This window comes from Neorhizobium sp. T6_25 (genome assembly GCF_002968555.1).
Lineage (GTDB): Bacteria > Pseudomonadota > Alphaproteobacteria > Rhizobiales > Rhizobiaceae > Neorhizobium.
Genome location: NZ_PVBL01000050.1, coordinates 1 through 11,567 on the forward strand (window position 1 = coordinate 1; position 11,567 = coordinate 11,567).

8 protein-coding genes are annotated in these 11,567 nt (G+C 62.0%); 1 reads left to right on the forward strand and 7 read right to left on the reverse strand.

The genetic code is table 11. The features are described from left to right. Positions 1 to 573 precede the first annotated feature (573 nt). Together C5L10_RS33025 and epmA are read right to left on the reverse strand one after the other, a co-directional pair. Complete coding sequence (locus C5L10_RS33025; protein ID WP_105433168.1) at positions 574 to 1,620, reverse strand: lysine-2,3-aminomutase-like protein; 1,047 nt, start codon at positions 1,618 to 1,620, stop codon at positions 574 to 576. Further along, positions 1,617 to 2,687, reverse strand: coding sequence for an EF-P lysine aminoacylase EpmA (gene epmA, locus C5L10_RS33030; RefSeq protein ID WP_105433169.1), 1,071 nt, complete (start codon positions 2,685 to 2,687; stop codon positions 1,617 to 1,619). The genes C5L10_RS33025 and epmA overlap by 4 nt, the downstream gene beginning before the upstream one ends. A gap of 165 nt (positions 2,688 to 2,852) precedes the next feature. Between epmA and efp the strand changes: the two genes are divergently transcribed. Then, entirely contained in the window at positions 2,853 to 3,422 is a 570-nt protein-coding gene (gene efp, locus C5L10_RS33035; RefSeq protein ID WP_046668203.1) for an elongation factor P, read from the forward strand. Between the two features lie 100 nt (positions 3,423 to 3,522). On the opposite strand, the gene C5L10_RS33040 is transcribed toward efp, so the two are convergent. The 5 genes from C5L10_RS33040 to C5L10_RS33060 form a co-directional block, all read right to left on the reverse strand. Then, the gene (locus C5L10_RS33040) at positions 3,523 to 4,950 is read right to left on the reverse strand and encodes an efflux transporter outer membrane subunit (protein WP_105433170.1); all 1,428 of its coding nucleotides are present in this window, start codon (positions 4,948 to 4,950) and stop codon (positions 3,523 to 3,525) included. A gap of 132 nt (positions 4,951 to 5,082) precedes the next feature. Then, positions 5,083 to 8,181 (reverse strand): efflux RND transporter permease subunit, encoded by a 3,099-nt coding sequence (locus C5L10_RS33045; RefSeq protein ID WP_105433171.1) that lies wholly within the window; start codon positions 8,179 to 8,181, stop codon positions 5,083 to 5,085. Between the two features lie 49 nt (positions 8,182 to 8,230). Beyond that, positions 8,231 to 9,427 (reverse strand): efflux RND transporter periplasmic adaptor subunit, encoded by a 1,197-nt coding sequence (locus C5L10_RS33050; RefSeq protein WP_105433172.1) that lies wholly within the window; start codon positions 9,425 to 9,427, stop codon positions 8,231 to 8,233. Positions 9,428 to 9,593: 166 nt separating this feature from the next. After that, on the reverse strand, positions 9,594 to 10,196 hold the full coding sequence (locus C5L10_RS33055) for a TetR family transcriptional regulator (protein ID WP_245448376.1): 603 nt from the start codon (positions 10,194 to 10,196) through the stop codon (positions 9,594 to 9,596). Between the two features lie 65 nt (positions 10,197 to 10,261). Beyond that, positions 10,262 to 11,212, reverse strand: a complete 951-nt coding sequence (locus C5L10_RS33060) for a phosphoribosylaminoimidazolesuccinocarboxamide synthase (protein ID WP_105433174.1) — start codon at positions 11,210 to 11,212, stop codon at positions 10,262 to 10,264. Between the last annotated feature and the right edge of the window lie 355 nt (positions 11,213 to 11,567).

The window sequence follows — 11,567 nt, forward strand, 5'->3', positions numbered from 1 at the left end:
ACTTCATCCAGCATCAAAACCCCTCCCGCCTGCCGGCACCCTCCCCGCAAGGGGGAGGTTAAGAATGCCGCGTCGCCCTGGTGAGAGATGCTTGACGACAGGGGAGCTCGTATGGCGCGTCCTAATTTTTCTCGCTTTTAATTTCCCCGCCCTCGAAACCCATGCCTACAATCCCCTCGCTTCCGTCGCCGGAGTGTTTCGCGAGACGTTCGCGGGCAGGCGGAGGCCGGCGCTTTCATCGGAACCGTAACGTGCGGGGACGGTGGAAGAGGTGAAAGCCATGGAGTGCGCGTCGAAAGACGAACATTCCTATCAAGCCTCCCCCTGGCCGCTGGGCCAGGTTCGGTTGAGCCGTGCAAGTGGCAGGCCTGTCCCGAAAGGATGGGCGCGAATAAAGCCACGCAGCGAGGCGAGATGATCATCTGTAGGGGCCGGAAGCCCCGAGAAGACGCCGTAGGCCACGCGAATGCGGAGCCACCATTAAAAAATCAATCGAGGTTCCGCATTCGTGTGGGCTCTCCAAATTCCAGGCCAAGCCACGGGCGCATTTCGCCGCGTGAACAAGAACCCGTGTCATTTCGGAGGATAGGCATGCTCCCCGCCGCGGTAATCGCTGACGGAATAACAGCCGTCTTCGCCGCGCACGGCGCTTTCGCCGATCATCGCCTTGCCGTGGCCGCCGGGGATATCCAGGACATAGGTGGGCTGGCAGAGGCCGGAAATATTGCCCCGGAGCGCCGAGACGATCTTCTGGCCTTCGGCGATATCCAGCCGGAAGTGGCTGGTGCCGGGTGCGAGATCCGGATGGTGCAGGTAATAGGGCTTGATCCGGGTCTCGACGAAAGCCTTCATCAGGTCGCCAAGCACCGCCGGATCGTCGTTGACGCCGCGCAGGAGCACCGTCTGGCTCACCATCGGAAAACCGGCATCGACCAGGCGGGCGCAGGCGGCGCGGGCGGTTTCGGTCATTTCGCGCGGATGGTTGGCGTGCAGCGCGATGTAGACGACCTTGCCGCTTTCCTTCAATGCCGCAATCATTGCCGCGTCGATGCGCTCCGGCTCGACGACGGGTACCCGCGTGTGGAAGCGGACGATCTTTACATGGGGGATCTCGGCAAGGCCGCGCATGATGGCAGCAAGCCGTCTCGGCGAAAGCACCAGCGGATCGCCGCCGGTGAGGATGACTTCCCAAATCTCCGGGTGCTCGCGGATATAGGCGAGCGCCGCCGACAGCTCCTCGGGCGAAAGCGTCCCGTCGCCTTGCGGCCCGACCATTTCGCGGCGGAAGCAGAAGCGGCAATAGACCGGGCAGATATGCATGGCCTTCAGCAGCACCCGGTCCGGATAGCGGTGAACGATGCCCTTGACCGGGCTGTGCGCCTGATCGCCGATCGGGTCGGCACGCTCTTCCGGCGTCGTCAGCAGCTCTGCCGGATCGGGGACGAATTGCCGGGCGATCGGATCGTTTTGATCGGTTCTGTCGATGAGCGAAACCACGGTTGGCGTCAGCGCGATCGCGTAGCGGTCTGCGATGGCTCGGATGCCGTCGAGCTTTTGGGGCTCGATCAGGCCGGCGGCCGCGAGATCTTCCGGGGTTTTCAATGAACGGACTGCGGTCATCCGAACACCTCCGCGACCGGCGCCCACATAACCTGGTCGATACGGGTGGCACCGGTTGCCAGCATGGCCAATCGATCAAAACCGAGTGCAGCCCCACTGGCATCCGGCATGATCGAAAGCGCGTCGAGAAAGTCTTCGTCGAGCGGATAACGTTCGCCGTAGATGCGGGATTTTTCGGCCATTTCGTGCTCGAAACGGCGTCGTTGTTCGCCGGCGTCGGTCAATTCTCCGAAGGCGTTGGCAAGCTCGACGCCGCAGGCATAAAGCTCGAAACGTTCGGCGACGCGCGGATCACGGGCGGATGGCCGGGCGAGCGCTGCCTCGGAAACGGGGTATTCATGGAGGATCGTCGCGCGGTCCTGGCCGAGATGCGGCTCGACCTTCTCGACCAGGACCCTGCTGAAGAGGTCTGCCCAGGTATCGTCTTCGGCAAAGCGGATATCGGCCTTTTTCAGGCCGGCAGCCAGGAGATCGCGATCGGTATCGCCGTTCGTCGCGACGGAAGCGAGCAGGTCGATGCCGGCGAACCGGTCGAAGGCTTCACCGAGCGTCAGGCGTTCCGGCTCGGCGAAAGGATCGACTTCCAGCCCGCGGAAGGCAAAGCGCCCGGTCCTGGTGGTATCGGCGGCCAGTGCCAGCATCTCGGCGCAATCGGCCATCAGCTGTTCGTAGGTTTCGCCGACGCGGTACCATTCCAGCATGGTGAATTCCGGATGGTGCAGCGGCCCGCGTTCCCGGTTGCGGTAGACATGCGCGAAGGTGAAGATGCGCTCCTCGCCGGCGGCCAGCAGCTTCTTGGCGGCAAATTCCGGCGACGTGTGCAGATAGAGCGGCGCCCTGCCGCCATCGATGGCGATCGCTTCGGTTGCGAAGGCATGCAGATGGGTCTCGTTGCCTGGGGAAACCTGGAGCGTCGCCGTATCGACCTCGATGAAATCGCGCTGCGAGAAGAAGTCGCGCAACGTCGTCTGGACCGCGTTGCGGCCCATCAGGAAGGGCCGGCGGTCGGCGTGGTTTGCCGGCGTCCACCAGGGCGAGCGGGATATGGCAGGTCGCGACGAGCTCATTTATGGCTTTCTTCGCCGGTTCTCCCCGGCAAGGCTTCCACTTTGCGCGGTTTTGGAGTAGTTCCGGCCGGAAAACAGACGATCCGTCCTTCGGGCCGGTTATCGCCCGGTCCTCTACGACGCATTTTCGGCAGTTACAAGCCGGTTCGCACCACAAGGAATCCTATGGTCAAGGTCATCGCCTCTTCTGTCCGCAAGGGCAACGTCATCGATGTGGACGGCAAGCTTTATGTCGTTCTCACCGCCGAGAACTTCCATCCCGGCAAGGGCACGCCTGTCACGCAGGTCAATATGCGCCGCATCGTCGACGGCGTGAAGGTGTCCGAGCGCTGGCGGACGACCGAGCAGGTCGAGCGCGCCTTCGTCGAGGACGTCAACCACCAGTTCCTCTATCAAGACGGCGAAGGCTTCCACTTCATGAACCCGGAAAACTACGACCAGGTCGTGGTGGACGTGGATACGATGGGCGACCAGAAAGCCTATCTTCAGGAAGGCATGACCTGCGTTCTCTCCATGCACGAGGGCATTGCGCTGGCTCTTCAGCTGCCGCGCCACGTGACGCTGGAGATCGTCGAGACCGAACCGGTCGTCAAGGGCCAGACGGCTTCCTCGTCCTACAAGCCGGCCATGCTGTCGAACGGCATCCGCACCGCGGTTCCGCCGCATATCGATGCCGGCACCCGCGTCGTGATCGCCACCGAAGACAATTCCTACGTCGAGCGCGCCAAGAACTGATCGTCGAATTGATCGTCCCCGGCCTTTCCGGGCGTGATAAAAAAACCTCCGAAGCGCTGGCTTCGGAGGTTTTTTGTTGTCGGTTATATTGGGGCGGAGCCTACTTCTTGATGACCACCGACGCGACCTTGGTATCGGTCTTGCCGAAGGCGTAACCGCCGCCGATCGCCACGTTGAGCGAGACGTAGTCCTGCGCCATCTGACGCACGGCGGCTGCGAGGTTCGACTGAGCGGTCGAGACCTCACGCTGGGCGTCGAGAACGTCGAGCAGCGAGGAAGCGCCGTCACGATAGCTGGCGGTGCCGAGCTGCAGGGCTTCTTCGTAGGACTTCACAGTTGCCTGAAGTGCGGAAACCGTGCGGCTGTCGCGGGCGACTGCGGCCAATGCATTTTCCACTTCCTCGACCGCGTTCAGAACCGTCTGCTTCCAGGCGAGATACTGTCCGCGGGCGCTGGATTCGGCGATCTTGACATTGCCGCGCAGACGGCCGCCGTCGAAGATCGGCAGGCTCAGCTGCGGCCCGAAGGACCAGGTCAAGGCCCGGCTATCGAGGCCGGGGGTAAGTGCGTTGTATCTCGGAGAAATGGAGCCGCCGAGCGTAATGGCCGGATAGAGCTGGGCCTCGGCGACGCCGATTTCGGCGACTGCCGATGCGAGTTGGCGTTCCGCGGCACGGATGTCCGGACGGTTGCGGATCAGGTCCGCCGGGACGCCGGCCTTGGTGCTGAAGCGGGCGACCGGCTGGCGGGCGCCTTTCTGCAGTTCGGGAACGAGCGACGATGCAGGCATGGCGAGAAGCGTGGCGACACGGTGCGCCGCACCCCGGAAACTCGTTTCCAGGCCCGGAATTTCCGCGATCGTCGAATTGACCAAGCCTTCCGACTGGACGACATCGAGGCGGGACGCCGCGCCGGCATCAAGCTGGAGCTTGGTGAGGCTCAGCGTTTCGCGCCGCGAATCGAGGTTCCGGCGGGCAATCGCGATACGCTCCTGATAGTAGCGTACGTCGATATAGGCCGCGGCGATCTGAGACAGGAACGAGAGACGTGCGACGTCCTCGCTGGCATAGGCAGCATCGAGGCTTGCGAGCGCGCTTTCCTTGGAACGCCTGTAAAGGCCGAAAAGATCAAGGAACCAGGACGCATCGGCAGTACCCGCCGTCACTGTCGTCCGCGAGAACGAACCGGGGTCGGTACGAGTGCCGGTGGTCGTGCTGGCGGCCGAGAGATCCAGCGACGGGAGAGCGCCCGCGCCGGCGACGGTAACGTTGGCTTGGGCAGACGTGATCCGCTCCAGAGCCTGGAGGATATCGAGGTTCTGGCCGATCCCCTGATTTACATAGCCGTTCAGACGGCTGTCATTAAATGCGGTCCACCAGGCAACCTGCGAAACATCGCCGTTGCTGGTCTTGCCGGCTTCGGCAAATTTACCCGGAAGAGCAATTTCCGGCGCCTTGTGATCTGGACCGACGACGCAGCCCGAAAGCAGCAGCATAGTGAGAGGAGCAACAACACGAATGGATAACATTTTTCTGTCCCAGTGCCCTACAACGCTTGGAAGGTCAGCACTCATGCCTCTTCCGATTGTCCCGTCAGCAGCGATTCGCATAGCTTCTGACGGCATTAAAGGTCGAATACGTTAACGAACGTAATCGTCATCCTACTCTTTTTCACGCTTTGATAACCGTCTAACGACAACAAAGAAGGACGGAACGAAGAAAATTCCGAGAAGTGTTGCAGAAAGCATACCACCCAGCACGCCGACGCCGATGGCGTTCTGCGCGGCGGATCCGGCGCCGGTCGCGATTGCCAGCGGCACGACGCCGAGGATGAAAGCGAGCGATGTCATGACGATCGGCCTCAGGCGCAGGCGCGCGGCCTCAAGGGTGGCCTCGATCATTTTCATCCCGCCGGCCTGACGATCCTTGGCGAATTCGACAATCAGAATGGCGTTCTTCGCCGCCAGGCCGATCGTCGTCAGGAGCCCGACCTTGAAGTAGACGTCGTTCGACTGGCCGAAGAAATACGCGGCGGAAAGCGCACCGAGTACACCGATCGGCACGGCCAATATGACGGAGAACGGGATCGACCAGCTTTCATAGAGCGCCGCAAGGCAGAGGAAGACGATCAGGACCGATAGCGCGTAGAGCATCGGCGCCTGCGAGCCGGACAGCCGCTCCTGGTAGGAAATGCCCTGCCAGGCCACCGAATAACCGCCAGGCAGTGCGGACGTCAGCCGCTGCATCTCGTCCATGGCCTGGCCGGTACTGACGCCAGGACCGGCCGCGCCGTCGAAAGGAATGGCGCTGGTGCCGTTGAAGCGCGCAAGCTGCGGCGTGCCGTTGATCCACTGGACGGTGCTGAAGGCGGAGAAGGGAACCATCTCGCCGCTGGTGTTGCGGGCGAACCAGTGTTTCAGATCGTCCGGCTGCATACGGTAGGGCGCATCGCCCTGGACATAGACCGGCTTCAGCTCGTTGTTGAGGGTGAAGTCGTTGACGTCGCGTCCGGCGAAGATGGTCGCCAGCATCGAGTTGACCGAAGCGAGGTCGACGCCCATCGCGCCCAGCTTTTCCTGGTCGAGCAGGATCTTGAGCTGGGTTTCGGACCGCTGGGTGCTGCTGCGCAGCGAACTGATGTTCGGATTGCCGGTGCCGGCCTGAATGAGCTGCTGCGATGCCGTGGTCAGCGCCGCATTGCCGTTGTTGCCGCTGTCGACCAGATACATGGAGAAGCCGCTCGACGTGCCCAGTCCCTGGATGGCTGGCGGCAGAAGCGCGAAGACCTGCGCGTCGCGGATGCTGAAGAAATAACCGCTCGCCCGCTGGACGATGGCTGCGGCAGACTGCTCCGGCCTGGTTCGCTCGGCGAAATCCTTGAGCTTGGTGAAGACGATCGCGTTGTTCTGGCCGCTTCCGCTGAAGCTGAAGCCGAGGACGCCGAATACAGCATCCACATTGTCCTTTTCCTTTTCCAGGAAATAGGCCTCGACCTTCTTGACCGCCTCGTCGGTGCGCGGCGTGGTGGCGCCGACCGGCGTCTGGATAATGGTCAGCAGAACGCCCTGGTCTTCCTGCGGAAGGAAGGAATTCGGCAGCTTGGTGAAAAGCCAGGCGCAGCCGCCGATCACCAGCAGGAACGCCAGCATCACACGGAACGGGCGCTTCAGGAGATAACCGATGGTGCTGACATACCCGTTCGTGGACCGCTCGAAACCGCGGTTGAAGAAGGCGCCGATACCGCGACGTTTCTTGTGGTGATCGATCGGCTTCAGCATGGTGGCGCAAAGCGCCGGCGTCAGCACGATGGCGACCAGCGCCGAAAGCAGCATGGCGGACACGATGGTGATCGAGAACTGGCGGTAGATGATGCCGGTCGAGCCGCCGAAAAAGGCCATCGGGATAAACACCGCCGTCAGGACGAGCGCGATGCCGATAATGGCCCCGGTGATCTCGCCCATGGACTTTTCGGTCGCTTCGAGCGGACTCAAGCCCTCCTCGTCCATGATGCGCTCGACGTTCTCGACGACGACGATGGCATCGTCGACCAGAAGGCCGATGGCCAGAACCATGGCGAACATCGTCAGCGTGTTGATGGAATAGCCGGTTATCGCCAGCACCCCGAACGTGCCGAGCAGGACGACGGGCACCGCAATCATCGGGATCAGCGTCGCACGCAGATTTTGCAGGAAGACGAGCAGGACCACGAAAACCAGGATGATCGCTTCGATGAGCGTGTGGACGACCTTCTCGATCGAAAGCTGCACGAAGGGCGTCGTGTCGTAGGGATAGGTGATCTCCACGCCGTCCGGAAGGTTGGGTCCGATGGCGGTCAGCGCCTCCCTGACGCGTGCGGCGGTATCGAGAGCGTTGGCGCCGGTCGCGAGATTCACGGCAAAACCCGTGGACGGCAGGCCGTTCTGGCGGGAGCCGCCGCCATAACTCTCCTCGCCGATCTCGACGCGGGCAACATCGCTGAGGCGCACCGTCGCGCCGTCCTGTTCGACCTTGAGGATGATCCGCTCGAAATCGTCGACCGTCGTCAGCTGGCTTTGCGCGGTCATGGTGACCGTCAGCTGCTGCTCCGCCTTGGCCGGAAGACCGCCGAGGGCGCCGACCGAAACCTGGGTGTTCTGGGACTGGATCGCGGACGTCACATCGGCGGGCGTCAGCTGGTATTTCTGCAGCTTGTAGGGATCGAGCCAGACGCGCATTGCGTAGCCGGACCCGAAGATGTCGATGCTGCCGACGCCTTCCAGACGCTTGACCTGATCCTCGATCTGCGTCGAAAACAGGTCGCCGAGATCGACGGAGCTTCGCTTCTTGTCGGTGGAAACCAGGGCGCCGACCATCAGGATGCTCGATGTCGAACGAGCGACCTCGATGCCCGCCTGCTGCACCACATCGGGAAGCTGCGACTGTACGAGCTGCAGCTTGTTCTGCACCTGCACCTGGGCGATGTCCGGAAGAACGCTGCTGCCGAAAGTGAGTGTGACGTTGGCGCGGCCGGTCGAGGAGGACGAGGTCATATAGGTGAGGTCGTCAAGGCCGGTCATGCCGTCCTCGATGATCGTCGTCACCGATTTCTCGACGGTTTCCGCGCTTGCACCGTTGTAGCTTGCCGTGATCCTGACCGTGGTCGGCGCGATGTCGGGATATTGCGAGATCGAGAGCGTCGCAATGGCGAGCGCGCCGCCGAGCATGATGACGATCGCGATGACCCAGGCGAATACCGGTCGCCGGATAAAGAACTTGGCCATTCAGATTATTCCTTGCCGCGTTTCGTCATGATCGGTTCCGCTCGGGGCCTCACGGCTTTGCAGCGGCTGGTTTCGGCGCCTCGACGACGAAACCCTTGTCGTCGACGGTCGCTTCGACCGGTTGAACCGTGGCGCCATCGGCGATCCACTGGAAGCCGTCGACGACCAGGCGGTCGCCATCGGTTACGCCCTGCGTGACCAGCCAGTTGCTGCCGGAAACGCCGCTGGTCGGGAAGATGCGGGTCTCGACCTTGCCGTCCGCCGTGACGAACTTGGCGGAAAGCTCCCCGCGAGCATTGCGGGTCGCGGCACGCTGCGGGATCAGGTAACCGTTCTCGTTACCGAGGGTGACGGTGGCGCGCATATAGGTGCCCGGCAGGATCATGTCGCTCGGATTATCGAACAGCGCGCGGATCTGGTAGGTGCCGGTCGTTTCGCTGACGGCCATGTCGGCCATGTCCAGCTTGCCGGTCAGCGGGTAGTCCGTACCGTCTTCAAGTGTCAGGCGGATATCGGCCTTGCGCGGGTCGCCGCTCAGGCGGCCGGAAGCCATGGCCGAGCGCAGTTCGAGAAGATTGGTGCTGGAATCGATCAGGTCGATGTAGATCGGATCGAGACGGCGGAGCGTCGTCAGCGCCGTCGTCTGGTTGGCGGTGACGATATTGCCGATGCTGACATTGGAGATCGACGTGACGCCATCGAAAGGCGCCCGGATTTCGGTCAGGTCGAGATTGATCTGGGCGGCATTGAGCGCGGCATTGGCCTGCGCGACATCCGCCTGTGCCTGCAGCAGGGTTACCCGCGCATTTTCATATTCGATCTGCGTCGCACCGCTGTTGACCAGCCGCTCATAGCGGGAGAGGTTCGCCTGGGCGCTCGGGATACTGGCTTCCGCCTTCGAGACGGTCGCCTTCGCCTGGGCGACCTCGGCCGCATAGGTGCTGTCCTCGATCTTGTAGAGAAGGTCTCCGGCCTTGACCTCGTTGCCCTGCTTGAAGGCGATCTGCTTGATCTCCCCGGTGACGCGCGGGCGGATGTCGGCGATCTGGAAGGGTGCCGCCCGGCCCGGCAGGACGGCCGTGATCGGTTGCTCGGACTTCTTCATGATCACCACGCTGACCGGCTGAGGCGGGCGCTGCGGGGCACCGCCTGCCGCACCGTTGCCGGCCGGCGTCTGGCCAGAATCGCTGCAGGCAGCGAGCGCCACGGAAAGAAGCAGGGGAAGTATCAGTTTGCGTCCGGTCATGGCGTCATCCAAGGCAAAACATCTGGGCGATCGCCTCGGCAGGCGGAATGTGCCGGGGCGGAAGGCGGGGAGATTAACCCGTCTTAGGCGGTCGGAACAGTGGTGGTCGAAAACGGAAGTTCAACCGGCGTTCCAGGTGCGCGAAAGTGACGTAAATATAAAACCGTCACTTGGCAAGCGGATTTTGCAGCGCAGCATTCACAAGTCTGGCAAGGCCATTGCAGCGGTCATGCAATTCCGCCTCACCGGCCTTGGCCAGGAGGACCGGATGCAGCACGCTCGCAAAGGCGGCCGCCACGTGCTGGCTGATCGCCTGCGGGTCGGTGCATTTGTAGGCGCCGCTTTCGACGCCCTGCCGTATCAGATCGGTGAACAGGTTCTCGATCAGCCGCTTGTAATGCTGGCCGCTCGGGAGATCCGCCTCCGACATCAGGAAGATCATCTCGAACAGGAAGGGATTGTCGCGGAGGTCCTGGAGATGCGCCTCCATCAGCTTGCGAACGACGATCGCCAGCCGCTCGGGCGCCGGCGCCGGCTCGTCGAGTGTCTCGAACCGGCCGATCATGCGGCTGATATGCCGGTCGCAGATGGCATCCGCCAGGGATGCCTTGGAATGGAAATGCTTGAAGATGTTGGCGGGCGACATGTGCAGCGCATGGGCGACGTCGGCGATCGAACACTTGGCGATCCCCCGTTCACGGAAGAGCATCTCTGCAGTGTTGAGGATATCGCCCCGTGTTTCTTCCGCCTTGCGTCTCGGTCTGCGCACTCTGTCCTCTTCTGAATGCTGGCCTCTTCTGAACGCCGGCCTCTTCAAAAACGCCGGATAGGATTTCAACCCGCGGTAAAATAGGGCGCCAGGTTCCGGCGGATACGGTCGAGCACGGTCGCGCCGCTGATATCGGGCACGAAAGTCTCGCCGGTGATCGTCTCGTAAGCCGTGCGGTAGACTTTGGCGGTCTCCTCGACGAGCTCGGCGGGGATCGCGGGGATCTCATCCTTATAGGGGTCGCAACGCTCGACCACCCAGGCGCGGATGAAATCCTTGTCGAAACTCTTCGGCCGCGTGCCGTCGCGGAAGGCCTCGTTATAACTGTCGGCGATCCAGTAGCGGCTGCTGTCCGGCGTATGGATCTCGTCGGCCAAGATGATGGTGCCCTCGGCATCCGTGCCGAACTCATACTTGGTATCGACGAGAATCAGCCCTCGTTGCGCCGCCAGCTGCTGCCCGCGCGCAAAAAGCGCCAGCGCATAACGGGAGAGGGTCGTCCATTGTTCGGCGGTCAAAAGTCCCTGCTCGACAATCTCTCTCGGGGTCAGAGGTTCGTCGTGACCGCCGTCGAAGGCCTTGCTGGTCGGCGTGATGACCGGGGCGGGCAGGACTTCGTTGTCCCTGAGGCCGTCCGGGAGATCGAGCCCGTACATGGTCCGCTCTCCTCTCTTATAGAGGGTGAGCAGCGACGTGCCTGTCGTGCCGGCAAGATAACCGCGCACGACGATCTCGACCGGCAGGATGTCGAGCCGCTTGCCGATCACCACATTCGGATCCGGATAGGCGATCACATGGTTGGGGCAGATGTCCTTTGTCGCCTCGAACCAGTAACGCGCGGTCTGGGTCAGGACATGCCCCTTGTCGGGGATCGCGGTCAGGATGCGATCGAAAGCGCTGAGGCGATCGGTTGCAATGATGATGCGGCTGCCGTCCGGCAGATCGTAGTTCTCGCGTACCTTGCCGCGATAGGGGTTCGGCAATTCGGGAATGAAGGCATCGGAGAGAACGCGCACGGGGACCACTTTCCAGAGAGTTTCGGGAGCATTCTGCTATCGCATGTTTTGCCGCAGCGGCACAAGAATGGAAGGAATGGCCGTCTTCACGAGTATCTCGGTCCCGCGGTCGATGAAGAGCACTATATAGAGTGCGGTTAACGAATATTAACGCCAGGATTCCCCAAAATCGGATATTATCCTGTAAAAACAAATATTTGTACGATTTCAGAAGATTTCTGAATCAATGCTGTTGACTTCAAACTGGGGTCGGCACTATAACCCGCTCACTGAACGAGGGCGGCGGCGCTGCTGGCGACGACGACTTTCGTTCTTCAGAAATCACTGATTGATTGGCGCATGCTGGTTGGGACCG

Excerpts from the sequence above, each read along its gene's own strand:
- C5L10_RS33025 (WP_105433168.1), bottom strand. The coding sequence starts at position 1,620 with ATGACCGCAGTCCGTTCATTGAAAACCCCGGAAGATCTCGCGGCCGCC.
- epmA (WP_105433169.1), bottom strand. The coding sequence starts at position 2,687 with ATGAGCTCGTCGCGACCTGCCATATCCCGCTCGCCCTGGTGGACGCCG.
- efp (WP_046668203.1), top strand. The coding sequence starts at position 2,853 with ATGGTCAAGGTCATCGCCTCTTCTGTCCGCAAGGGCAACGTCATCGAT.
- C5L10_RS33040 (WP_105433170.1), bottom strand. The coding sequence starts at position 4,950 with ATGTTATCCATTCGTGTTGTTGCTCCTCTCACTATGCTGCTGCTTTCG.
- C5L10_RS33045 (WP_105433171.1), bottom strand. The coding sequence starts at position 8,181 with ATGGCCAAGTTCTTTATCCGGCGACCGGTATTCGCCTGGGTCATCGCG.
- C5L10_RS33050 (WP_105433172.1), bottom strand. The coding sequence starts at position 9,427 with ATGACCGGACGCAAACTGATACTTCCCCTGCTTCTTTCCGTGGCGCTC.